This window comes from Bradyrhizobium sp. AZCC 1578 (assembly GCF_036924675.1).
Lineage (GTDB): Bacteria > Pseudomonadota > Alphaproteobacteria > Rhizobiales > Xanthobacteraceae > Bradyrhizobium.
Map to the genome: position 1 here is coordinate 6,740,625 of NZ_JAZHRZ010000001.1, position 23,337 is coordinate 6,763,961.

Genomic DNA, 23,337 nt, shown 5'->3' on the forward strand with positions numbered 1-23,337 from the left:
CTAGTATCGTCCGCATCGAACCGGCATCGGCAATGCGCCGGAATGTAGTGGGGGTGGGGACATGGACGTACGCGTACTGGTGATCGGGACAATCTCACTGTGCCTGGTTCCCGGGATCGACCGTGCCGAGGCCCAAACCGCATCTGGCGAGAGTGAGGTCTTGCCCGCCATCGAGGTAGTCGCCCCGCCGACATCAGCCAGACCAGTGGCCAGACCAGCCCGCGGCGGTACCGCACCTCGAGCCACCGGAAACGTGCGCAGGGTCTATGTTTACCCGACCGCGCCGACGCCGACGGCGCGATCGGGAATGGATGTCGATAAGGTACCGGCAGCGATCAATGCGGTTGGAGCCGGGCAGATTGCGCGCACGGGCTCGCTGAACGTTGTAGATGCACTACAGCAACAGGTGCCGGGTATCATCATCAGTGATACGACCGGAAATCCCTTTATGCCCGACGTACAATTTCGAGGTTTCGTTGCATCTCCGGTCTCAGGGACTCCCCAGGGATTGGCGGTTTACCAGAACGGGATGCGCATCAACGAAGCATTCGGCGACACCGTCCATTGGGACTTGATCCCGACCGCCGCAATCAGGTCGGTCACCGTCGTAACCAACAACCCCGCGTTCGGCCTCAACGCGCTCGGCGGTGCTGTCAACGTATTGATGAAGGATGGCTTCAATTATCAAGGCGCTGAAATCAACACCATGGGTGGATCTTTCGGACGGATCCAGAGCTCGGCGCAGTATGGCAAGCAGATCGACAATTTTTCCGTCTATGGCGCGCTCGAAGGCGTGCGTGACAATGGCTATCGCAATTTTTCGGAGTCGGCGATTCGCCGGTTTTACGGCGATGTCGGTTATCGGACCGACAGCAGTGAGTTTCACCTCAACGTGGGCGTCGCCAAGAACAATTTCGGCGCGGCGGCGGCTGTTCCGGTCGAACTGCTCCAGAGATATTGGGGGGCGACCTATACGACGCCGCAGACTACCGACAACCGCGTTGCCTACGCCAATCTGACCGGAAAGGTCGAGGTGACGCCGACCTGGACGATCGAAGGCTCGGCGCGCGTCCGGGCATTCCGGCAGAAGACGGTGGACGGAAACCCGACCGAGACGGCGCCGTGTGACGCCGATCCAATGCTGCTTTGCTTCAACGAGGACAACACCACGCCGGGAGCGCCGGCGAACGGCCTCAACGGAGTCCAGCTTGCAAATCCATTCCCCGCTGACTCGGTACTGGGCCAGATCGACCGTACAACGACCCGTTCGACGACGACTGGCGCGACGCTGCAGGCAACCAACACCGACCAGTTGTTCGGACATAACAACCAGTTCATGGTTGGCGCCAGTTTCGACTCCGGCGTTACCCGCTTCGGGGCCAGCGCGGAACTGGGCACGATCGGCTCGAACTACGTCGTCAGCGGCAGCGGCATATTTCTCGGGCGGTCTGGCGAGCCTGTATCCATCGGCCCGGTCTCGCTCCGCGCCACCAACCGATACACCGGCCTCTATGCGCTCGACACATTCGACGTGACGGACGCGTTTTCAATCTCGGGCGGCGGCCGGTTCAACTATGCAAACATCGTCCTTCAGGATCTGATCGGCACTGACCTCAACGGCAATCACACGTTCAGTCGCTTCAATCCGATGATCGGCGGCACCTACAAGATCACCCCGGGCCTGACGGCCTATGCGGGATATTCCGAAGCCAATCGCGCGCCGACGCCGCTGGAACTCGCATGCGCCGACCCTGCGCGCCCCTGTATCGCTGCGGCATTTCTGATCGCAGACCCGCCGCTGAAACAGGTCGTCTCCCGCACCATAGAGGCAGGTTTCCGCGGAACGAAGGAGCTGAATATCGGAACACTCGGGTGGAAAGTCGGCGCGTTCCGCGCCACCAATGCCGATGACATCCTGGCGATTCCGAGCCCGGAGTTACAGGGATTTGGCTATTTCCAGAACGTAGGCCGGACACGCCGCCAGGGCATCGAGGCCCAGGTCAACCTGACGTCGAAGACGCTGCAACTTTATGCCAGTTACGCCCTCGTGGATGCGCGCTTCCTCGATCCCCTGACGCTCAACTCCCACAGCCCGTTCGCCGATGCCGACGGGAATATCCAGGTTCTGCCGGGCAACCGAATTCCGGCGATACCCCGCAACCGGGTCAAGGTTGGCATTGACTATTCAATCACCGACGCCTTCAAGATCGGAGGCGATGCGTTGTTCGTCGGCAGCCAATATTTTGTCGGCGATGAATCCAACCAGGCGGCGAGGCTGCCGGGGTATTCGGTTTTCAACCTGCACGCCTCGTATCAGATCAACAAGACGTTCCAGCTCTACGGCCGCGTCGACAACATCCTTGACAGCCGCTATGCAGTTTACGGGACGTTCTTCGAGACCGGTGATGTGCCCAATTTCACCAACGGCGGCCAGGACTTTACCGACGCCCGCTCGGTCAGTCCGGCCCGGCCGCGCGCCTTTTACGCGGGCCTGAAGGCAACCTTCTAGAAAGCGGGAGGCGCAAAGGCGGCTCGGCGATGATGCGCGGCTGTTCAGCTTGCCGCGCCACCGGGATGTTCTCGTCAGGGAACATCCGGCGACGGATCGACGCAGTGCGCCTTGTGGATCGCGGACGGAACGAAGCCAAAATGCTTCCGGAACACGCGGCTGAAGTGCGACGAACTCGAAAAGCCCCACGAAAATGCGACATCGGTGATCGTCTTTCCGTGTTGGGTCTCCAGCTCCTGCCGGCAGTGCAGCAGTCTCGCCCGCCAGATGTAATCGCTGACGGTCATGCCCTTGTCGCTGAACAGCATGTGCAGATAGCGCTTGGTGCAGCCCAATGCCGCGGAGATCTGGTCGATGCAAAGATCCGGGTCGCGCAAATGTTCGCGGATGAAGGCTTGCGCGCGAATGTACATCGCTTCGGGACCGACGCGATCGAACATCGTGTCGGCCTCGCGCAGCGGTAACAGCAAGAGATCGATGAGCGAATCGGCGACGCCGATGGCGTTGTGAGGCGACAGTCGCTTTGCTTCATCAAACGCGGTGTGCACGAAGTCATAGGCGATGCGGCCGGTGCCGTTTCGCGCGGAGAGCTTGCAAGGCAACATCTTCGCCGTGCGGAAGCCGCGCTCGTGGAGCAGCTCCTTTGGGACGATCACGACCTCGTGCCGGGTCAATGAGGGGCTCACGATCGTGTGCGGACAGGAGACGTCATAGGCAAGACAATCGCCGGGCATGATGTCGATGCGGCGGCCGTTCTGTTCGAAATGCGAGATGCCGTAGGTCTGGAACAGTATCTTGACGTAGGGATGTTCGCTCAGCTTTGTGCCCGAGATCGTATGCGCGATACGATGCTGGCTCGCCTCGATCTGACAGAGTTTGAGCTGCGAGACGGTCGTGTAATTTATCCGTCCCTCCAGCGAGGAACCTTCCAGCGGATCGACATCAAACTGGCCGCATAGATCGGTCAGTGCGTCTGACCAAGTTTGGATCTGCTTCTTCGGTGCCAACCCGGAAGTGCTGAGTGAACGAACTGTATCAGGCATTGCCCAGCCACCGATTTGAGAACAGACTCCAACCTCCGCCGAGGCGTTGGTCAGATGGTCGCGACATTTGGCCCCAATTTAGGCAGTCGTCAGGAAGCGCGCAGATTCTTCCCAATATCCCTTTGACAATCCTCCAACTTAGTTTCGGCGGCGTCAAGGGAAACCTAGACCGAGAGTCGCGCAGGGAAGGCCGTGGGAACACGCCCACGGCATGATGCTTCGCAGCATCACGGCAGAGCCGAAACAGCGCGTCCAGCGCGAAATTAAAAAATTCAGTTGGGTTTCGCTATTGAGCAAACGCGCTTCGCTCTTGGGCAAGTTTCCCATCTCCGGGCGGGATAGGAATAGGGACCAATAATGGAAGAATGGGCCGTTTCGGCGGAAACCCAAAACTCGTATCCTGGAGGAAACACTATGCGCAAGGTGCTATCCGCAGCCTGTCTTGGCGCTATGGCGACATTCGTTGTCGGCGTCGCATACGCCAACGAAGAACTGATCAAGATGTCGCAGAACCCAAAGGACTGGGTGCAGCCGGCCGGTGACTACGCCAACACACGTTACTCGAAACTGAATCAGATCAACGCATCCAACGTCGGCAAGCTCCAGGTCGCCTGGACTTTCTCGACCGGCGTGCTGCGCGGCCATGAGGGCGGGCCGCTCATCATCGGCAACATGATGTACGTCCACACGCCGTTCCCGAACAAGGTCTATGCTCTTGACCTTTCGCAGGAGAACAAGATCGTCTGGAAGTACGAGCCGAAGCAGGATCCGAACGTCATTCCGGTGATGTGCTGCGACACGGTGAATCGCGGCGTGGCCTATGGCGACGGCAAGATCTTCCTGCATCAGGCCGACACCACCCTGGTCGCCCTTGATGCCAAGACCGGGCAGGTCGCGTGGAGCGTCAAGAATGGAGATCCCGGCAAAGGCGCTACCGGAACCTCCTCGCCGCTGGTCGTCAAGGACAAGGTTCTGATCGGCATTTCCGGCGGCGAGTTTGGCGTGCAGTGTCACGTCACGGCCTATGACCTCAAGAGCGGCAAGCAGGTATGGCGCGCCTTCTCTGAGGGGCCGGACGATCAGATCATGTTCGATGAGAAGACCACCGAGCACGGCAAGCCGGTCGGCAAGGATTCGAGCATCAAGACCTGGCAGGGCGATCAGTGGAAGATCGGCGGCGGCTGCACATGGGGCTGGATGTCCTATGATCCAAGTCTGAACCTCGTCTATTACGGTTCGGGCAACCCCTCGACCTGGAACCCGAAGCAGCGTCCGGGCGACAACAAATGGTCGATGACCGTTTTCGCCCGCAATGCAGATACCGGCGTTGCGCGCTGGGTCTATCAGATGACGCCCCATGACGAGTGGGATTATGACGGCGTCAACGAAATGATCCTCAGCGACCAGAACGTCAACGGCCAGGAGCGCAAGCTGCTGACCCATTTCGACCGCAACGGTTTAGCCTACACGATGGACCGTGCCACCGGCGAACTTCTGGTCGCCGAGAAGTACGATCCCAAAGTGAACTGGACCACCGGCGTCGACATGAACAAGAGCTCGCCGACTTATGGTCGTCCCAAGGTCGTCGATCAGTATTCGACGGAGAAGGGTGGCGAGGACAAGAACACCAAAGGTATCTGCCCGGCCGCGCTCGGCACCAAGGACCAGCAGCCGGCAGCCTACTCGCCCGATACGCAACTGTTCTATGTTCCGACCAACCACGTCTGTATGGACTATGAGCCGTTCAAGGTGAGCTACACCGCGGGTCAGCCCTATGTTGGGGCAACGCTCTCGATGTATCCGCCCCAAGGCGAAAGCCATATGGGCAACTTCATCGCCTGGGACAACAAGACCGGCAAGATCGTGTGGTCGAACAAGGAGCCGTTCTCGGTGTGGTCAGGTGCGCTCGCTACCGCTGGCGGCGTGGTGTTCTACGGAACGCTCGAAGGTTACCTCAAGGCGGTCGATGCCAAGACGGGCAAGGAGCTCTACAAGTTCAAGACCCCGTCCGGTATCATCGGTAACATCAACACCTATGAGCAGGGCGGCAGGCAGTATGTTGCAGTGCTGTCCGGTGTTGGCGGCTGGGCGGGTATCGGCCTTGCCGCAGGTCTGACCGAGCCAACTGAAGGCCTCGGCGCAGTCGGTGGCTACGCCGCGCTGGCCAACTACACCGCGCTCGGCGGCACGCTCACGGTGTTCGCGCTGCCGCAGTAAGCGCTAACTTCGTTCCGACGCGTGGCTCGTGCCACGCGTCGGTTCGTCTGCCATCGAATATTGAGGACAATCTCTTGCGTATAATCTGGTTGTTGGCGGCCACTCTCGTTTTGATGGCCTCCGGAAAGCTCGTTCTAGCCGATGACGCGGTCGATCCGAAGGCCGTCAAGTCCGAGGACGGAAAGTATCTCGACAAGGAAGGCAGTCCTACCTTCAATGTCGGAGCCGACGGTACCGTCGATTGGTACACTTATTCGGGATTTCGTCGCTATCATTCGGAATGCCATGTCTGCCATGGCCCTGACGGGATGGGGTCGACCTACGCGCCGGCGCTAAAGGATTCGCTGAAGACGATGAGCTACGGCGACTTTGTCGGGGTCGTCGCGAGCGGCCGCAAGAACGGCAACTCCGTCATGCCAGCCCTCGGCGACAACCCCAATGTCGCCTGCTACATGGACGACTTTTATGTGTATCTGCGCGCCCGCGCCCATGATGCCGTCGGGCGCGTTCGTCCCGCCAAGAAGGAAGACAAGCCCGACGCGTACACCGAGACAGAAAAGTCCTGCATGGGAAGCAAGTGATCATGCCGAACATGCGAGGTTCACGTCCTGGTACGTCCGTGCAGCGATTTGAAAAGCAAATGTGGAGCTTAAGATAAAAGCAAATGTGGAGCTTAAGATGAAGACCCGCGCCGCTGTCGCGTTCGAAGCCAAAAAGCCTCTTGAAATCGTTGAGGTTGATCTTGAGGGCCCAAAAGCTGGCGAGGTTCTCGTCGAGATCAAGGCGACTGGAATCTGTCATACCGACGCTTACACGCTTGATGGGTTCGACAGCGAAGGAATCTTTCCTTCGATACTCGGTCATGAGGGCGCGGGCATCGTCCGCGAAGTCGGGCCGGGCGTGACGTCGGTCAAGGCCGGCGATCACGTGATTCCGCTCTACACGCCGGAATGTCGCCAGTGCAAAAGCTGCCTGAGCGGCAAGACCAATCTCTGTACTGCCATTCGCGCCACCCAAGGTAAGGGGCTGATGCCTGACGGCACCTCGCGCTTCAGCTATCAGGGCAAGCCGATCTTCCATTACATGGGCTGCTCGACGTTTTCGAACTTTACCGTGCTGCCGGAAATCGCGGTGGCAAAGATCCGCGAGGACGCGCCCTTCGACAAGAGCTGCTACATCGGTTGCGGGGTGACGACGGGCGTTGGCGCCGTGGTTAATACCGCCAAAGTGACACCGGGCGCCAACGTCGTCGTTTTCGGTCTCGGCGGCATCGGCCTCAACGTCATCCAGGGCGCGAAGATGGTAGGCGCCGACAAGATCGTCGGCGTCGACATCAACGATTCCAAGGAGGACTGGGGCCGCCGTTTCGGCATGACGCATTTCGTCAACCCGACCAAGGTCAGTGACATCGTCCAGCATCTGGTCGGGCTCACCGACGGCGGCGCCGATTACACCTTCGATTGCACCGGCAACACCACCGTGATGCGGCAGGCGCTCGAAGCGTGCCATCGCGGCTGGGGCGTCTCGGTCGTGATCGGGGTCGCTGAGTCCGGCAAGGAAATCGCTACCCGGCCATTCCAGCTCGTGACCGGCCGTGTCTGGAAAGGCACGGCCTTTGGCGGCGCGCGCGGCCGCACGGACGTGCCGAAAATCGTTGACTGGTACATGAACGGGAAGATCGAGATCGATCCGATGATCACGCATGTCCTCAAGCTTGAGGAGATCAACAAGGGATTCGACCTCATGCACGAAGGCAAGTCGATCCGTTCGGTTGTCGTATTCTGAATCGGGGAACTTCAAGCACAAGGAGGATAGGCCTATGACTGTTCATATCCACCCATCGATTGACAGCGGCGTAAAGCAGGGGACTGGCAACTTCGCCGGCGGCACCCTGGTCTGCAAATGCCAAGACAAGCCGGTCAAGGTCGCCATCAAGGGCGACGTGGCCCACAACCACGCCTGCGGCTGTACCAAATGCTGGAAGCCCGAGGGGGCGATCTTCTCCGTCGTCGCCGTCGTCTCGCGCGACAATGTGAATGTAGTCGAGAACGGCGACAAGCTGCAGATCGTCGACCAGGCGGCGGCAATTCAGCGTTATGCCTGCAGGGCCTGCGGTACGCATATGTACGGTCGGATCGAGAACACGGGACATCCGTTCTATGGGCTCGACTTCATCCATCCCGAACTGTTCCAGGAAGGCGGATGGGCAGCTCCTGGGTTTGCCGCGTTCGTGTCGTCCGTGCTGGAGTCCGGTGTTCAGCCCGGTGAGATGGATGGCATCAGGGCCCGGCTGAAGGAACTTGGACTGGAGCCGTATGATTGTCTGTCGCCGCCCTTGATGGATGCGATCTCGAGCCACGTAGCCAAGTCCAAGGCCAGGGCTGCTTGAATAAGGCAGCTTGAACAGGGCGGCTTGGACGGGCGCCAGCCTGAGCTCGCGCGATACCAAACAAAGTTGCGCTGATGGCGGTCGCCGTCAGCGCAACCGCGCTCTGAGAGTACGGCGGGGCGGTCCCATGCCTTTCCGTTGGGCCGACAGGTGAGCAGGCCTGCCGGCCTCTAGTCGCTCGGCGATCGGGCCGGCGGTGCGTCCCGCGCCTAATTCCCAGACATCGAAGTCTTCGCGCAGTCGCCATGCGACATAGTTGTTGCAGGGCGTGCAATCGGCTGCACTTGACCGATCGTCTGATTTTGCATGCTGCGGTGCGGTGGCCTTGTCATGGCGGCCGCGATGCTGGAGACGGACATTCCCCGGGAGGTGTTGACCCATTGAGCGGTTCCCTTCTATGGACGGTGCTGACCGCATAGATGCTCGCGAGGATTCCCACGATGCCAATCGTCACAGACGCCGCCTTCATTCTGCCCGACGATTTCGCCGGTGCCGCGCTGATGGGGCGCGTCTGGCGTCCCGATCTTGCCGGCCCGTCGGTGGTCGCGATCCGCCAGGACGGCGTGTTCGACATCACCGAGGACTTCCCCACCGCCAGCGAGCTTGCCGCTGCTGCCGATCCGGCCGGGGCGCTGCGCGCCGCGCGTGGCGAGCGCCTTGGCGCACTGCAGGATCTCCTAGACAACACGCCGCCCGACACCCGCGATCCGACCAGGCCATGGCTGCTCGCCCCGATCGATTTGCAGGTGATCAAGGCTGCCGGCGTCACGTTCGCCGTGTCGATGCTGGAGCGAGTGATCGAGGAGCGGGCACGCGGCAATCCGGATTCGGCCGAGGCGATCCGGGCCGAGGTGACGCGGATCGTCGGCACCGACCTGTCGCAACTGAAGCCGGGCTCGGCCGAAGCGCAGCATGTGAAGGACGTGCTGGTTTCCCAGAACGCCTGGAGCCAGTATCTCGAGGTCGGCATCGGGCCAGACGCCGAGGTGTTTACCAAGGCGCCCGTGCTGTCGGCGGTCGGTACATGCGTGGATGCGGGCCTGCATCCGAAATCGACCTGGAATAATCCGGAGCCGGAGGTCGTGCTGGTGGTGGCGAGCGATGGGCGCATCGTTGGCGCCACGCTTGGCAACGATGTCAATTTGCGTGACTTCGAGGGGCGTTCGGCGCTGCTCCTGTCCAAGGCAAAGGACAACAACGCCTCCTGCGCCATCGGGCCGTTCGTGCGGTTCTTCGACGCGAGCTTCACGCTCGATGACGTGCGGAGAATGGAAATTTCGCTGGAGGTGAAGGGGCCAGAAGGCTTCGTCCTGCACGGCGCATCCTCGCTGACTCAGATCAGCCGCGACCCGGCCGACATCGTCGGGCAGACGATTAACGAGAACCATCAATATCCCGATGGCTTTGTGCTGTTCCTCGGCACGATGTTCGCGCCGATCCAGGATCGTGCCGCGAAGGGACAGGGGTTCACGCATGTCGAAGGCGATTTGGTGACGGTCGCCACGCCGAAACTAGGCCGGCTGACCAACCGGATGCGTCACAGCGGCGATTGCGAGCCCTGGCAGTTCGGCTTGGCCGATCTCTTCGCCGCATTGATGCGCCGTAAGGGCGCCGCCCGAAGCAGCAATAGCAGATAGAAACGGGCTGGGAATCTATGCGCAAGTGGGCAGGAAGATAGTCGGCAGGATCGTCCACGCGATCCCAAGAAGCGAAAGCAGGATCAGAAGGTGTGATACGCCACGCAGGAACCGAGAGCTGCCGCGGCTCTGGGTAGGCCGGGTATTACCGCGATGGAGCGTCCATGCCGTCAGGAGGAGGGCGGTTAAAGCTGCGGCAGTGGCAAGAGTAATCGTCCAGGCCATCATGGTAGCCGCTGCGGCCACTGGTCCAATGCAGATCAGCGCTTCGGTGGCGTAGACGGTAGTCAGATGCAGAAACCAGATAAGGGGCGGAGCAAGCACCTGCAGAAGATTGCCAAGGGATGGCTTGATAGTGTCGCTCATCCTGTAAGCCTCGGAAATCCGTGCACGAGGAAAAGCCCCAGCAGACCGGAATTGCGCATTCCGAATGTAAGAATGGCGTTGGTCAGCGCGAAGTGGCCCCGACTTGCCGCAACGCTGTAAAGACCGGACCATGCGAAGAGAAAGCCGCCGAGCGCGATTGCGATCAGGCCATCGAGAATGAAACTGATGGTTCGTATCAGGCGTGGGCGTGAAACAAGGGGCATCGCTAGCGGCCGATGGGGAGCCTGCCGTCCGGCATGGGAGCCGCCGATACTTCCGCGCGTGTTATTAACTGCACGGTGATGATCACGGCCGCGACCAGGTAGCTGAGTGGACAGGCTGTGATCATGAGCAGGCCGGCTAGATGTTGATCCTCCAGCGCGTGATGCAATGAGACATGTCCAGGAGCGCCAGCAAGATGGCCCGCGAAGCGATAAAGTGTTCTCGGCGCGAAGATGAGCAGCGCCGCAAGCAGACATGTCAGATTTCCGGTAAGCAGAAGCGCCGGAATTGTCTGCCATCGCGACGTGGCGGACGTTGTCAGCAGGGACAACCAGAAGAAGAGCGCAGTTAGCAACAGAGTTGCGTGGAACGTCAAACCAGCCGCCGGAGACTGGAGGAGAAGGTGATGGACCGCGGGCGAATGCCACGTCCAGAGCAGAACAATCTGAAGGAAAGTCGCAGTCCAGAGCCAGAACGGTCGGGTGCCGCCGATGTGCCGGCGAGTAACGATCAGCGCAGCGACCGAGGGCGCGATGATATTCATCGATGCGATATGCAGCACCATATGGGTCGAGAAATGCCCAAGATCGTAAACCAAGAGCACCGCCGCCCCAGTCAAGAGAACGGCAGTAGCGCTCGCTATGGCGGGACTGGTCATCCGGACGTTCAACGGCCTGGCTTATCGCCCTCAACGGGCTTCAAACCATCAAGTCCAAGTTCCCAAAGATGTTCCCCCCATCGCGCGGCGCCGCTTGGCGCAGCAGCACCACTAAAGGAACTTACGGAACAAAACGGAATTGAGAGATGCGGCGTTCATGGCTCGCAAACGCGAAGCAGGAGCATGATATGGCTCGGAGATCGATCTGGACGCGGTACGGGTTCGCCTGGGTTACCGGGGCTTTATTTCTGATTACGCTGACCGGTCACTGGATATTCGGTTGGTATGCCTACGCAAACGAGCAGCTTGCTCTCAAGCAGCCAGTTGAAATCAGCGACTACACCATGCAGATGATGCGTGACATGCTGGAGAACTGGCAATCTGAGTTTTTGCAGTTGCTTTGGCAGGTTGCCGGTCTGGCCATTCTATTGCACGTCGGCTCGCCGCAATCCAAGGAGGGCGAGGACCGGATCGAGGCCAAGATCGACGCTATATTGCTTGCTGTGGAGCCTAAGAAAGGCGACAGCCTCCTGAAGGAAATCGATGACGAATATGAAGGGCGTCATACGGACTCCGGCTTTGTACGGAAGCTGGAGCGTCTACATAGCTGAGCCCACCGTCGGGCGGCCGCATGTTTGGTGCATGTCGAGCTCGCAAGCGGTATGATGTCCGTGAGCCTATCAAGCCAGCCGCGGGCCGGCACATGTGAGCGGCATCGCTGTCGGCGAGAGTGACGTGCCCTGATTCCCTGTTGTACGATCCCGATCAACGACAACCTGGGATGTATCTGCAATGGCGAAAATCAGGATCGGTCTGGCCGGCTGCGGCTTCGTGTCCGAGCTGCACATGCATGCCTATCGGCGCGTTTATGGCGTGGATGTCGAGGTCAGGGCTGTTGCAGCGAGGGGCAGTTATGTCCTCGAGTTTGCCAATCGTCACCAGATCCCGGCGGTCTATCGCAGCTTTGGCGATCTGATCGCCGACGGCGAGATCGATGTGATCGACATCTGCACGCCGCCCAACTTGCACACTTCAATGATTGTCGATGCGATGCAGGCCGGCAAACACGTTATCTGCGAAAAGCCGTTCGCCGGCTATTTCGGCCGGGATGGTGACAAGGCGCCGATCGGCAAGCACGTGCCGAAGGCATTAATGTATGAGCGCGTGCTGGACGAAATGGCGGAGACCCGCGCGGCGATCAACAGGACCGGCAAGCTCTTCATGTATGCGGAGGACTGGATTTACGCGCCGGCGGTGACCAAGACCGCCGAGATCCTCAAGGCCACGAAAGACAAGATCCTGTTCATGAAGGGGGAGGAGAGCCACTCCGGCTCGCATGCGGCGCACGCCGCGCAGTGGGCGCTGACCGGCGGAGGCTCGCTGATCCGGATGGGATGTCATCCGCTTTCGGCGGTGCTTTATCTCAAGCAGGTTGAGGCGAAGGCGCGCGGAGAGACGATCAGCGTTGCGAGCGTGATGTGTGACGTCGGCAATGTCACGGCTATCCTCAAACCGGAGGAGCGCACCTACATCAAGGCCAATCCGGTCGACGTCGAGGATTGGGGCACGCTCACGGTGACCTTCTCCGACGGCACCAAGGCGACGGTGTTTTCCGGCGACATGATCATGGGAGGCGTCCGCAACCTGATCGAGACCTATACCAGCGGCGGCTCGCTGTTCGCCAACATCACGCCGAACACGCACATGATGAGTTACCAGACCAGTGAGGAGAAGCTCGCCGGCGTCTATATCACCGAAAAGGTCGACCGCAAGACCGGCTGGCAATATGTCTGCCTCGAGGAGGAATGGACGCGCGGCTATACGCAGGAAATCCAGGACTTCATGGAGTGCGTCGCCGGCGGCCGGCAACCGCTCTCCGATCTGGCGCTGGCCTTCGAGACGATTAAGGTCAACTACGCCGGCTATTGGGCGGCTGAGGAGGGACGGCGCGTCACGTTGTGAGCCGCTGGCGAATGATCCGATCGTGGCGCGCCCGCCACATGGTTCGAGACGCCGCTTCGCGGCTCCTCACCATTAGGGTCTGGGAGCTTGCGCGATGCGATACCTCATCCTGAGGAGCGCGCAACGCGCACGTCTCGAAGGATGAAGCCCCGAACGTTCTACGCCGCGTAGACCGATGACTTCGGCAGCGGGAACACTGGATCCCGCGTCCTGATATTGGTGGGCCAGACCACCGAGATATGCTCGCCGGCATTTTGCATCACGACCGGCGTCGAGCGCTCGTTCTGGCCGGAGAGCGGCGTGCCAGGCCGATAGAATTTCACGCCATAGCCCTGGATAGTGCCGCCCGGCGGGATGTCCACGTCGAGCGCCGCCTTGCGAACCGCTTCGGGATCGAAGCCGCCGTATTTCTCCTTGGCCACGGGCAGTACGTTGTTGAGCAGGATCCAGGTTTGGTTGAAACCCATCGAGCAATGCGGCGGAACGTCGGTTGCGCTGGTTTTTTCCTTGTAGCGGGCGACCATGACCTTGGTGAGATCGCCGATCCCGGGCGCGAGTTTCGCGGGATCAAGCAATTGGGCCGGCACCGGATCGATGTTGCAGAAATTGTCGATGTCCGCGCCGAAGGTCGCGCGCAACTTGTCGAGCTGGCTGTAGCCTGCGCCGGCTCCGAACAGCATCTTAAACTTGAGGCCGTTCTCGCGCGCCTGCCGCAGGAACAGAGTGATGTCCGGATTGTATCCGGCATGGGAAATCACGTCCGCCCTGGCGCGCTTGATCTTGGTCACCAGCACTGACAGGTCGGGGGCGGACGCAGAATAGCCTTCCTTGAGCACGACTTGCAGGCCGGCCTCCTTCGCATAGGCTTCGTCGGCCACGGCGACGCCGACCCCGTAAGGGCCATCTTCGTGAATCAGCGCGACCTTGACGTCCTTGGGCTCCATGCCGAGCTTGGCTTTGGCGTGCTCGCTGATGAAGCTCACAAAGGCCTGGCCATACTGGTCGGAATGAATCTGTGCGCGGAAGACGTATTGCAGGTTCTTGTCCTTGAACACGGCGGTCGAAACCGCAGTTGTGATCCAGAGAATCTTTTTCTGCTGTTCGACCTTGGCTGAGAGCGGGACCGCGTGCGAACTCGCATAGACGCCGTTGATGATGTCGATCTTCTCCTGGTCGATCAGGCGATTGGCCTCATTGATCGCCACATCCGGCTTGCTCTGGGAATCGGCAGCGACAGGGGCAACCTTGTACTTGCCGCCGATGCCGCCCTTTTCGTTGACGAGATCGATGGCAATCTGCGCGCCGATCGAGGAGGCGACCGACCCGCCCGCGGCAAAAGGCCCGGTCAAGTCGTAGATCAGGCCGATGCGTACCGTCTCGGCTTGTGCCTGCGCGCGGGTCCAATCGAAGCTGAATGCAGCGGCGGCCGCCGCAGAAGTCTTCAGCAGTGTTCTGCGTGAAGTCGGCATCGTGTCCTCCCACTGAATTATTATTATCGCCGGGACTGGTTCTTCCCGGTTTTCAGTCAAGTATTTGGAGAATACGGCGAGAAGTCAACCTGCGCGCATGCTCGTCATGGGGCGCTTGTGGCAGTGCAAACGTGTGGTTGGGCAAGCGCGAGGGCAGGGCTCGCCGACTAAAGTCTGGTAGAGGATGGATGTGGAGCAAGGAGATCGCGCCGCGTGCATTTTCGTGTATCGGGAGAATCCGATGTTGATGATGACCAGCACGGGCGCGGCGATCACAGGCGACTGCATTGAACGCCATGTCGAAGGCGATCGGGGTGAACTGACCGAGGTTGCGTTTGAACTGACTGCCCGCTTTCGGGCGAAGGCTTGCCGATCTCGCGCAGCGCCTGGAGCGCAGCAAAATGCAATTTGCTGCGGTTGGGTCAGATAAACCGAGTGGTGTTGAAAACAGGAAGGCTGCACGTGACAATTTGTCCGCTGCCTCTTTTTGGCCGGGTTCGCCCTTTCAGTTTGTGATATCTGAATCCACTTACGCTTTACACCATCGCCCGATGGCATCAATGCAGAACGCGAGACGAAAATGTCATCGCCTTCAGATCAGACCCGGCGCACGATTATCCTGACCGCTCTTGCCACCGCGATGCACGCAGCGGCGCCTAGACCGGCCGCGGCCGAGGAGGACCAGCCCGGCAGCGACCTGCGACCGCAAAAAGCCGACGTCCTGGTCTTCGCCGAGGGGGATCATGCGGGTGAGGTCATCAAGCCGCAGGACCTGAAGGTTGGCGAACCGTTCGTTCGCGCCTGGCCAAAGGATCCCAAAACTTCGGTGGTCCGAAAAGGTTCGCGGTTGAATGAGGTGGTGGTCGTAAAACTTGATCCGGCCGAACTTGATGACGACACGCGCGCGAGGTCGGCTGACGGCATCGTTGGGTATTCGGTGATTTGTACCCACGCCGGGTGCCCTATCACTGCCTGGGGCAAGGCGGCGCAGGGCGAAAAAGACGTGCTCAAATGCGTTTGCCATAATTCCGAGTTCGACCCCCGGCAAAACGCGCAAGTGGTGTTTGGACCGGCGCCTCGACGCCTTGCGGCACTTCCGTTGGCGATAGCTGACGGTTCGCTCACCGTCGCTGGAACATTCGTTGGAAAGGTAGGAGCACAGCAAGGAGGGTGATCGCACCCCGCATCAAATGCCGCACAACCACCAAGAAAGATGAAGAGAACAAACAGGGAGGTAGCGTCTATGACCATGAAGCAATGGCTATTGTCGAGCTTTGTCGCGTCCACGTGCCTGTTCTCAATCGCTGCCTTTGCCGGCCCGATTGAGAAATACACCCCAGTGACCGCCGACCGCCTGAAGAACCCGGAACCCGGCAATTGGATGCTCTATCGGCGAACCTATGACGGCCAGGGATATAGCCCGCTCGACCAGATCAACACCTCGAACGTGAAAGACCTGGTACCGGCGTGGACCTTCTCCACCGGCGTGGTTGAAGGGCACGAGGCTCCCCCGATCGTGAATAACGGCGTGATGTTCGTCGCGACTCCGATGGGCCAAGTGATCGCCCTCAACGCCAAGACAGGCGAAGAGTACTGGCGTTACAAACGCCAGCTCCCCGACGATCTCTTCCAATTGCACCCGACGAACCGCGGGGTGGGATTGTGGCAAGACAAGCTGTACCTGGCTACAACGGATGACCATGTGGTCGCGCTCGACGCCAAAACGGGCAAGGTCCTCTGGGATACCAAAGTCCAGGACTACAAGAAGGGTCAGTACCTGACCCTGATGCCGCTCATTGTCGACGGAAAGGTTATCGTCGGTGCTGCCGGCGGTGAATTCGGCGTGCGGGGCTATGTCGTCGCGTATGACGCCAATGATGGCAAAGAACTATGGCGGACCTTCACCATTCCCAGCAAAGGCGAGCCTGGCAACGAAACGTGGAGCGGCGACGACTGGAAAACGGGCGGCGGCTCTGCGTGGATGACGGGCAACTACGATCCCGACACCAGGACCATTTACTGGGGCACCGGCAACGCCGCGCCTTGGCCGGGAGATACTCACCCCGGCGACAATCTTTACACAACCTCGGTGCTCGCGCTCGACCCGGATAGCGGCAAGATCAAAACCTATTTCCAGTACCATCAAAACGATTCCTGGGATTGGGACGAGGTGGAAGCACCAATGCTGGTCGACGTGCAGAGGGATGGACGCATCTTCAAGGGCCTCATCCATCCGGGACGCAACGCGATCTTCTGGGTACTCGAGCGCAAGCCGGACAGCATCAAGTATGTAGCCGGCTGGCCTTATGTCTATACCGACGTCTGGAAGGGCATTGAGCCCGAGACCGGCAAGCCGATTGTCGATCCGGCTCACAAGCCAGTTATGGGCAAGCGGGTTGACTTCTGTCCGTCATTGTGGGGCGGCAAGGATTGGCCGTCGGCGGCCTATAGTCCGAAGACCCGCTTTGTCTATGTTCCGGCCAACGAGAATTTCTGCGGCGGCTTTACCGGCGAGAAGGTGCCGTTGGTTCCCGGTCAGCTTTGGCTCGGGACCAAGCCCGAAGATATCGGCCTGAAGGTTCGCTCCGGCGCCACTCATTTTGGCGAGCTGCAGGCCTGGGATCCGGGCACGGGAAAGAAGGTCTGGTCGCACAATTTCCCCAGATCGCAGCTGTTTGGTTCGGTGACGGCGACCGCGGGCGATCTCGTTCTGGTCGGCGGTACCAACGACCGGATGTTCCGCGCCTTTCATGCCAAGACAGGCGAACTGCTTTGGGAGCAGAAGACCAATTCCGGCATCGTGGGCATGCCGGTCGCGTACGAAGTCGACGGGACACAGTACATCGCGATCCAGTCCGGGTGGGGCGTGGACGCCCAGCGCATCCAGGACTCATTGGTGACTCAGAACAATGTCGGTCTTGAGAATAACGTGCCCCAGGGCGGCGTTGTCTGGGTATTCGCCGTCAAGAAGTAACTGGCGATAATCTAAAGAAGAGCGGCGGACGAGATGCCCGCCGCTCTTTTGCTGCAACCGGCTAACCCGCCTCAGGCTTCAAGTTGCTTGCCGATCGGCAGTGCGCGGATGCGCTTGCCGGTCGCGGCGAAGATCGCGTTGATCAGCGCCGGCGCAACGGGCGGCAGCCCTGGCTCGCCAACGCCACTGGGCGGCGTGTCGGGGTCGGCAGGCGCGATATAGACGTTGGTCACAGCAGGGGATTCGTCGATCCGAATTACCGGGAAATCGTCGAAATTGCCCTGTTGCACCTTGCCGTCCTTGAAAGTGATCTCGCCATACTTGGCGAAGCTCATGCCCATGATTACAGCGCCTTCCATCTGCGCCTGGATTCGCTCCGGATTGACGTGGGTTCCGCAATCGATCGCGGTATCCACCCGGGACACGGTGAGCTTGCCCTTGTCGTCGAAAGCTACCTCGACAATGGTCGCGATATAGCTGACGAAACTGCGGTGCGCGGCAATGCCGAGCCCGTGGCCCTTGGGCACAGACCGTCCCCAACCGCCCTTGTCCGCGACCAGCTCAACGACCTTGCGAAGGCGCGCGGTGTCGATCGGATAGCTGTCATAGGGCTCACCATAGTTCCAGAGGTCCTTCACGGAATCCAGCTTGAGGATCCGGGGAGAGCCGATCAGCTCCAGCAGCATGGTCTTTTGATCGCGGTTGGTGGCATGGGCGAGTTCGCCCACCATCGATTGCACCGCAAAGGCGCGCGGGATATTCGACACCGAGCGGAACCAGCCGATCCGGGTACGCGCGGCCGCTTCCGGATTCTCGCACTGGACGTTGGCGATCTCAAAGGGCATGTCGACCAGCCCCATGCCGAGTTCGAACGGCGCCTGATGCAGCGCACCGGCGGCAAATGTCGAGGCGATGCTCGGCGCGACGCTGCGATGCCGCCAAGCCGTCACCTTGCCGTTCTTGTCGAGGCCAGCCTCGATGCGTTCGACCGAGACGGTGTGCAGGAAGCCATTGCGAATGTCGTCTTCCCGCGTCCATTGCACCTTGACGGGGGCCCCGAGCTCCTTTGAAAGCAGTGCCGCCTCGAGGGCGAAATCGCACTTCGACTTGCGCCCGAAGCCGCCGCCGAGCAGCGTGACGTTGACGGTGACATTCTCCTGGGGAATGCCGAGCGTTTTGGCGACGTCTTCGCGCGTTCCGCCCGCGCTTTGCACTGGTGCCCAGATCTCCGCCTTGTCGCCCTTGACGTCCGCGACCGCGACCGGCGGTTCCATGCTGGCATGGGCATGATGCGGCACGTAATACTCACCGACGATCACCTTGTCGGCGCCCTTCAAGGCGGCCTCGACGTCGCCCTCCTTGCGTACCACCAGGCCGGGTTTCCGTGCGGCTTGCTCCAGTTCGGCGCGGTAGGCGACCGACTCGTATTTGCCGTTGGCGCCATCGTCCCAGACGATCTTCAACGCGTTGCGGCCCTTGATGGCCGCGCCGGTGTTGCGCGCGATCACAGCGATCCCGCCGAGCGGCTGGAATTTTGAAGGCCACGGCCAGCCCCTGACTTCCATGACCTTCTCGACGCCGGAAACCTTCATCGCTTCCGCCCCATCGAACGACGCGACCTTGCCGCCGGTCACCGGCGGCCGGGCGATGACGGCATATTTCATGCCGGGCAGGCGGACGTCGGCGCCGTAGCGCGCGGTGCCCACCGTGATGTCGCGACCGTCGACGATGCCGATCGCGCCCTTGCCGAGATAACGGAAGTCCTTCGGGTCCTTGAGCCTCAGGCCTTCGACACTCGGCACCGACTCCTTGGCGGCATCGGCTGCTAGCTCGCCGAAGCCGATGCGGCGTCCGCTCGCATTGTGGACGACCTCGTGATTGATCGCCTTCACTTCGGTCGCTGGCACGCCCCAACGTTTCGCCGCTGCGGTTTCGAGCATCGTGCGGGCCGAAGCGCCGATCTGGCGCATCGGCATCAGATAGTGCCGCGTGCTGCGCGATCCGTCGGTATCCTGGTTGCCAAATTTGACCTCGTCGCCAGGCGCCTGCTGGACGCGAACGCGCGACCAGTCGGCTTCCATCTCTTCGGCGACGATCATCGGCAGGCTGGTGCGGACACCCGTTCCCATCTCGGCGCGGTGCGCGACGATCGTCACTGTTCCGTCGGATGCGATAGAAACGAAAACGCGCGGGTTCACCACGGTACCGTGCGGCATCTTGTCCGCACCGGTCTGGTACGCAGCAAAGCCGGGGCGTGACATCACGGGAGCGGCGAGCACAAAACCGCCGGCCAGCCCGAGGCCCTTCAAGATACTGCGGCGTGAAACGTTGTCGACCTTGATGTGCCGTTCGAAGCCACGGAGCTTGTTGGGATTGGTGAGGATATTCATGGTTACACCCCCGTCGATGCGAGATGCACGGCCTTCTCGATGCGTTGATAAGTGCCGCAACGGCAGATGTTGCCCGCCATCGCTTCGCGTATCTGGTCGTGATTGGGCTTTGGATTTTCCATCAACAGGGCCGCGGCCTGCATGATCTGGCCGGCCTGGCAAAAGCCGCATTGCGGGACATTAAGCTGACGCCAGGCCTTCTGGACCGCGTGATCCCCGGCCGGATGAAGGCCTTCGATGGTCGTGACCTCGCGGCCGACCACGTCGGAAACCGAGGTGATGCAGGCGCGGACGGCCTGCTTGTCCACGATAACCGTGCAGGCACCGCACAGCGCCTGGCCGCACCCGTATTTGGTGCCCGTCAAGCCGGCCTCATCGCGCAGAAACCAGAGTAATGAAAGGTCCGGGTCGCCGTCCCAGCTATGCTCCTGGCTATTGATCTTCACCTTGATCATGATCGTTCCTCGCTCTTCATAAGCTGCTGAATGTTTCTTCGACGTGAGCGAGAACATTTTTCCTGACCGCTCAACGCCGTGGCTTGACGAGTTTGATCGCAACGGCCGGCGCCGGAGCCGGCCTTGCTTGGCAATCCCTGGCTGAATCGTACGATTTGCTTTGAATTTTCGTGTGCTGCCATCCTCCTGCTTAAACATTTATCCGTGTTTACAGGACGGCGCGGCGAGACAGGCGCCTAGCGGACGCTATCAGAAAGCGCGCCGGATCGAATTCACAACGTGTTGTCTTTGCACTCCATTTTGGACGAAAGCGGGGCCGCCCCTTGCGGACTGCCAATTTTTCCTGGCGGTCCTTATGCAGAACGCACTTTGCAAGGAATTCAGGGCAGACCGGTGCGATCAGCACTCCGTCGCGGACCAGCCTGTCCCGTTACCTTGCGAGCTGCGCCAACCCTTTCCAGTCGAATGCGATTCCATGGCCGGGCCGCGTCGGCGCCAATGCCATGCCTTCCTGGAGGACAAGCTGGTGCTCGATGTAACTATCGAGCCCAAATCCGTGGGCTTCGAGATAGGAGCGGTTCGGACACGCCGCGAGCAAATGCACGGTAACGTCATGTGCGCCGTGGCTGGTCACCGGTAGATTGAACGCTTCCGCCAGCCGCGCGATCTTCATAAAGGCCGTAACCCCGCCGCAATTGGTGACGTCGGGCTCCGGATAGGACACCGCGCCGGCCGCGATATAGTTCTTGAACTCCCAGGGCGTTCGCAGGTTTTCGCCGGCCGCGATCGGGACGCCGCCGGCAGCCATGATGCGGGCGTGACCGGCAATATCGTCGGGAATGATCGGCTCTTCGAGCCAGGTGAGATCGTATGGTTGCAGCGCACGTGCCGCGCGGATGGCTTCCTCCACCGTCCATTTCATGTTGGCATCCGCCATCAGGGGAAAGCCATTGCCAAGATGTTGGCGCATCGCCTGCACGCGTGCGACGTCGGATGCGAGATCGGGGCGGCCCACCTTCATCTTGATGGCGCGAAAGCCCTTGGCGAGATTGTCGTCGGTTTGCCTCACAAGCTGCTCGATGGACAGATCGAGGTCGATGCCGCCGGCGTAGCAGGGCACGCAGGCGTCGAAGCCGCCTAACATGCGAAACAGCGGCAGGTTGGCGCGGCGCGACTTCAGGTCCCACAGGGCGATATCGAGCGCCGAGAGCGCAAGCACCGGTGGTCCGCCGCGCCCGCCGTAATGCAGGCTCCACCAGACGTGATGCCAGATGGCTTCGGTGTCATCGGCCTCGCGGCCCTCGATCAGTTCGGGGATCTCCCGCCGGAGGATGTCGGCAATCGCGCCGCCATTGCGGCCGACGGTGTATGTATAGCCGACACCTTCGGCCCCGTCCGAATCGCGGACACGGCATGTCACCAGTTCGAAGGCTTTGAGTTCGCCGTGCGTGCTGTCGGAGAGGGTAATGGGCAGGGGGATCCGGTAGAGTCCGGCCTCGGTTGTCTTGATACGCGCCATTGTTTCCACCCGATCTCTTTCATTGCACGCTAAATCGATCTTGTCGGCAGAGCAATTGCTTGCTGCGGCCCCTCAGACGGGAACCACCTCGCAGTCGTTCGTCCGCTGTTTTCGAAGCGGGCGTGCGGCTAAGTCGCGTTCAAGGCCTGGGCGATATCAGCGATCAGATCGGATGGGTGCTCGATGCCGATCGACAGCCGGATCGTGCAGTCGAGAACGCCTATTTTTTGGCGGATGTCAGCCGGAACGCCGGAGTGGGTCATGCTTGCAGGCAGGCTGGCAAGCGATTCGGTGCCGCCCAGGCTCACGGCCAGCTTGAAGATCTGCAGCGCGTTCAGGAATTTGAATGCGGCGGCTTGGCCGCCGACGATGTCGAAGGAAAATGTTGAGCCGGCACCAGTGCATTGCCTCGCAAACAGGCGGCCGGCAGGGGATGCCTCATCGTGGTGACCGAGGTAATGGACCTTTGCCACTTTTGGGTGGTCGCGCAGGTAGTCTGCGACGAGGCGCGCGTTTGCGTCAGCCTTCTCCATGCGGATGCCCAATGTTTCAAGCGACCGGCTGATCATCCAGCACGAATGGGGGTCTAGTTGGGTGCCAATCGCGCCGCGCAACGCTTTGACTTCCTTCATGAGCGCCTTTGAGCCAAGCGCAGCGCCTGCGATCAAGTCGGAATGACCGCCGATATATTTGGTCAGCGAGTACAGCGAAAGATCTGCGCCGTGTTCGATCGGTCGCTGAAACACCGGTCCGAGCAACGTATTATCGCATGCGATGATCGGCGTACTCCCCTGGGTTTGGCCGATCATCTCGGCGATCCGGCGGACCATTGCTACGTCGACCAGGCCATTGGTTGGATTGGCCGGTGTCTCAATGAAAATCATCGCAAGCCGGCCTTTGCGCATGGCGTCACCCGCTGCCGCTCTGACCGCCGCTTCGTCAATGCCATCGGAGAAGCCGACCGCGCCGATGGAGAGGTTCGCAAGCGTCTTCGCAAACAGGGTCTCCGTCCCGCCATACAGTGGCTGTGAGTGCAGAATGACGTCGCCAGGGCGGACGAAGGCCAGGATTGTGGTCGAAATCGCGGCCATGCCCGAAGAGAACAGCGCGCAATTCTCGGCGCGCTCGTACACCGACAGCCTGTCCTCAACGATCTCGCTGTTAGGGTGATTGAACCGCGAGTAAACCAGACCGGCGCCCATCCCCTCGGGCGGCTCGCGCCGGCCCGCAACGTAGTCGAAGAAGTCCTGTCCGTCTTCGGCGGTCCTGAAGACGAAGGTCGAGGTCAGGAAGACCGGTGGTTTGACGGCTCCTTCCGACAGTTGCGGATCGTAGCCGTAGTTCAGCATCAGCGTTTCCGGATGCAGCATGTGGTTGCCGATGTGGGTTTTCGACGGAAACGGTTTCACCATGGGCTGTCTCCCTGTCGGGGATGCGGAACGTCGCACTGCGTTGGAAGTGCGCAATCGCGAGGGCGATCAGGAGTGATGGATGCGATCGCATCCAGCGGCTCCAGTTGACGTTGTT

General features: G+C 60.6%; 19 protein-coding genes. 11 read left to right on the plus strand and 8 right to left on the minus strand.

Annotated elements, in window-relative coordinates; translation table 11 throughout:
- The first annotated feature begins 61 nt into the window (after positions 1-61).
- Complete coding sequence (locus tag V1290_RS32140) at positions 62-2,509, plus strand: TonB-dependent receptor (RefSeq protein WP_334368070.1); 2,448 nt, start codon at positions 62-64, stop codon at positions 2,507-2,509.
- Positions 2,510-2,583: 74 nt separating this feature from the next.
- Here the strand turns inward: V1290_RS32140 and V1290_RS32145 are convergent, their stop codons facing one another.
- Positions 2,584-3,552: a helix-turn-helix domain-containing protein gene (locus tag V1290_RS32145; RefSeq protein WP_334368071.1), complete on the minus strand. Its 969-nt coding sequence runs from the start codon at positions 3,550-3,552 to the stop codon at positions 2,584-2,586.
- Between the two features lie 414 nt (positions 3,553-3,966).
- On the opposite strand from V1290_RS32145, the gene xoxF5 reads away from it, so the two are divergent.
- The 5 genes from xoxF5 to V1290_RS32170 all read left to right on the plus strand — a co-directional run bounded on the left by xoxF5 (position 3,967) and on the right by V1290_RS32170 (position 9,795).
- The gene (gene xoxF5, locus V1290_RS32150; protein ID WP_334368072.1) at positions 3,967-5,769 is read left to right on the plus strand and encodes a lanthanide-dependent methanol dehydrogenase XoxF5; all 1,803 of its coding nucleotides are present in this window, start codon (positions 3,967-3,969) and stop codon (positions 5,767-5,769) included.
- A gap of 113 nt (positions 5,770-5,882) precedes the next feature.
- Positions 5,883-6,350 carry a c-type cytochrome, methanol metabolism-related gene (locus V1290_RS32155; RefSeq protein ID WP_334369244.1) on the plus strand — a complete coding sequence of 156 codons (468 nt, stop codon included), beginning with the start codon at positions 5,883-5,885 and terminating at the stop codon, positions 6,348-6,350.
- A gap of 97 nt (positions 6,351-6,447) precedes the next feature.
- Positions 6,448-7,554 (plus strand): S-(hydroxymethyl)glutathione dehydrogenase/class III alcohol dehydrogenase, encoded by a 1,107-nt coding sequence (locus V1290_RS32160; RefSeq protein WP_065748431.1) that lies wholly within the window; start codon positions 6,448-6,450, stop codon positions 7,552-7,554.
- Positions 7,555-7,588: 34 nt separating this feature from the next.
- Entirely contained in the window at positions 7,589-8,158 is a 570-nt protein-coding gene (gfa, locus tag V1290_RS32165; RefSeq protein ID WP_334368073.1) for an S-(hydroxymethyl)glutathione synthase, read from the plus strand.
- Positions 8,159-8,598: 440 nt separating this feature from the next.
- Complete coding sequence (locus tag V1290_RS32170; protein ID WP_334368074.1) at positions 8,599-9,795, plus strand: fumarylacetoacetate hydrolase family protein; 1,197 nt, start codon at positions 8,599-8,601, stop codon at positions 9,793-9,795.
- 15 nt (positions 9,796-9,810) lie between these two features.
- On the opposite strand, the gene V1290_RS32175 is transcribed toward V1290_RS32170, so the two are convergent.
- Positions 9,811-10,161: a hypothetical protein gene (locus V1290_RS32175; RefSeq protein WP_334368075.1), complete on the minus strand. Its 351-nt coding sequence runs from the start codon at positions 10,159-10,161 to the stop codon at positions 9,811-9,813.
- Positions 10,162-10,387: 226 nt separating this feature from the next.
- A complete protein-coding gene (locus V1290_RS32180; RefSeq protein WP_334368076.1) occupies positions 10,388-11,041 on the minus strand; it encodes a cytochrome c oxidase assembly protein in 654 nt (217 codons plus the stop codon).
- Positions 11,042-11,229: 188 nt separating this feature from the next.
- Between V1290_RS32180 and V1290_RS32185 the strand changes: the two genes are divergently transcribed.
- Positions 11,230-11,652, plus strand: a complete 423-nt coding sequence (locus V1290_RS32185; RefSeq protein WP_334368077.1) for a DUF6766 family protein — start codon at positions 11,230-11,232, stop codon at positions 11,650-11,652.
- A gap of 181 nt (positions 11,653-11,833) precedes the next feature.
- Positions 11,834-13,003, plus strand: coding sequence for a Gfo/Idh/MocA family protein (locus V1290_RS32190; protein WP_334368078.1), 1,170 nt, complete (start codon positions 11,834-11,836; stop codon positions 13,001-13,003).
- Positions 13,004-13,161: 158 nt separating this feature from the next.
- Here V1290_RS32190 and V1290_RS32195 read toward each other — a convergent pair whose 3' ends face one another.
- Entirely contained in the window at positions 13,162-14,472 is a 1,311-nt protein-coding gene (locus V1290_RS32195) for an ABC transporter substrate-binding protein (RefSeq protein WP_334368079.1), read from the minus strand.
- 241 nt (positions 14,473-14,713) lie between these two features.
- Here V1290_RS32195 and V1290_RS32200 point away from each other — a divergent pair, with 241 nt between their 5' ends.
- The 3 genes from V1290_RS32200 (at position 14,714) to V1290_RS32210 (ending at position 17,446) form a co-directional block, all read left to right on the plus strand.
- Positions 14,714-14,902 (plus strand): hypothetical protein, encoded by a 189-nt coding sequence (locus V1290_RS32200; RefSeq protein WP_334368080.1) that lies wholly within the window; start codon positions 14,714-14,716, stop codon positions 14,900-14,902.
- Positions 14,903-15,052: 150 nt separating this feature from the next.
- Positions 15,053-15,646 carry a QcrA and Rieske domain-containing protein gene (locus V1290_RS32205; RefSeq protein WP_334368081.1) on the plus strand — a complete coding sequence of 198 codons (594 nt, stop codon included), beginning with the start codon at positions 15,053-15,055 and terminating at the stop codon, positions 15,644-15,646.
- A gap of 69 nt (positions 15,647-15,715) precedes the next feature.
- Entirely contained in the window at positions 15,716-17,446 is a 1,731-nt protein-coding gene (locus tag V1290_RS32210) for a methanol/ethanol family PQQ-dependent dehydrogenase (RefSeq protein ID WP_334368082.1), read from the plus strand.
- 71 nt (positions 17,447-17,517) lie between these two features.
- On the opposite strand, the gene V1290_RS32215 is transcribed toward V1290_RS32210, so the two are convergent.
- The 4 genes from V1290_RS32215 to V1290_RS32230 all read right to left on the minus strand — a co-directional run bounded on the left by V1290_RS32215 (position 17,518) and on the right by V1290_RS32230 (position 23,222).
- Positions 17,518-19,836, minus strand: a complete 2,319-nt coding sequence (locus V1290_RS32215; protein ID WP_334368083.1) for a xanthine dehydrogenase family protein molybdopterin-binding subunit — start codon at positions 19,834-19,836, stop codon at positions 17,518-17,520.
- A gap of 2 nt (positions 19,837-19,838) precedes the next feature.
- Entirely contained in the window at positions 19,839-20,291 is a 453-nt protein-coding gene (locus tag V1290_RS32220; protein ID WP_334368084.1) for a (2Fe-2S)-binding protein, read from the minus strand.
- Positions 20,292-20,721: 430 nt separating this feature from the next.
- Entirely contained in the window at positions 20,722-21,810 is a 1,089-nt protein-coding gene (locus tag V1290_RS32225; RefSeq protein ID WP_334368085.1) for a mandelate racemase/muconate lactonizing enzyme family protein, read from the minus strand.
- Between the two features lie 128 nt (positions 21,811-21,938).
- Positions 21,939-23,222 carry a cystathionine gamma-synthase family protein gene (locus V1290_RS32230; RefSeq protein ID WP_334368086.1) on the minus strand — a complete coding sequence of 428 codons (1,284 nt, stop codon included), beginning with the start codon at positions 23,220-23,222 and terminating at the stop codon, positions 21,939-21,941.
- Between the last annotated feature and the right edge of the window lie 115 nt (positions 23,223-23,337).

Excerpts from the sequence above, each read along its gene's own strand:
- V1290_RS32140 (WP_334368070.1), top strand. The coding sequence starts at position 62 with ATGGACGTACGCGTACTGGTGATCGGGACAATCTCACTGTGCCTGGTT.
- V1290_RS32145 (WP_334368071.1), bottom strand. The coding sequence starts at position 3,552 with ATGCCTGATACAGTTCGTTCACTCAGCACTTCCGGGTTGGCACCGAAG.
- xoxF5 (WP_334368072.1), top strand. The coding sequence starts at position 3,967 with ATGCGCAAGGTGCTATCCGCAGCCTGTCTTGGCGCTATGGCGACATTC.
- V1290_RS32155 (WP_334369244.1), top strand. The coding sequence starts at position 5,883 with ATGGCCTCCGGAAAGCTCGTTCTAGCCGATGACGCGGTCGATCCGAAG.
- V1290_RS32160 (WP_065748431.1), top strand. The coding sequence starts at position 6,448 with ATGAAGACCCGCGCCGCTGTCGCGTTCGAAGCCAAAAAGCCTCTTGAA.
- gfa (WP_334368073.1), top strand. The coding sequence starts at position 7,589 with ATGACTGTTCATATCCACCCATCGATTGACAGCGGCGTAAAGCAGGGG.
- V1290_RS32170 (WP_334368074.1), top strand. The coding sequence starts at position 8,599 with ATGCCAATCGTCACAGACGCCGCCTTCATTCTGCCCGACGATTTCGCC.
- V1290_RS32175 (WP_334368075.1), bottom strand. The coding sequence starts at position 10,161 with ATGAGCGACACTATCAAGCCATCCCTTGGCAATCTTCTGCAGGTGCTT.
- V1290_RS32180 (WP_334368076.1), bottom strand. The coding sequence starts at position 11,041 with ATGACCAGTCCCGCCATAGCGAGCGCTACTGCCGTTCTCTTGACTGGG.
- V1290_RS32185 (WP_334368077.1), top strand. The coding sequence starts at position 11,230 with ATGGCTCGGAGATCGATCTGGACGCGGTACGGGTTCGCCTGGGTTACC.
- V1290_RS32190 (WP_334368078.1), top strand. The coding sequence starts at position 11,834 with ATGGCGAAAATCAGGATCGGTCTGGCCGGCTGCGGCTTCGTGTCCGAG.
- V1290_RS32195 (WP_334368079.1), bottom strand. The coding sequence starts at position 14,472 with ATGCCGACTTCACGCAGAACACTGCTGAAGACTTCTGCGGCGGCCGCC.
- V1290_RS32200 (WP_334368080.1), top strand. The coding sequence starts at position 14,714 with ATGTTGATGATGACCAGCACGGGCGCGGCGATCACAGGCGACTGCATT.
- V1290_RS32205 (WP_334368081.1), top strand. The coding sequence starts at position 15,053 with ATGTCATCGCCTTCAGATCAGACCCGGCGCACGATTATCCTGACCGCT.
- V1290_RS32210 (WP_334368082.1), top strand. The coding sequence starts at position 15,716 with ATGACCATGAAGCAATGGCTATTGTCGAGCTTTGTCGCGTCCACGTGC.
- V1290_RS32215 (WP_334368083.1), bottom strand. The coding sequence starts at position 19,836 with ATGAATATCCTCACCAATCCCAACAAGCTCCGTGGCTTCGAACGGCAC.
- V1290_RS32220 (WP_334368084.1), bottom strand. The coding sequence starts at position 20,291 with ATGATCAAGGTGAAGATCAATAGCCAGGAGCATAGCTGGGACGGCGAC.
- V1290_RS32225 (WP_334368085.1), bottom strand. The coding sequence starts at position 21,810 with ATGGCGCGTATCAAGACAACCGAGGCCGGACTCTACCGGATCCCCCTG.
- V1290_RS32230 (WP_334368086.1), bottom strand. The coding sequence starts at position 23,222 with ATGGTGAAACCGTTTCCGTCGAAAACCCACATCGGCAACCACATGCTG.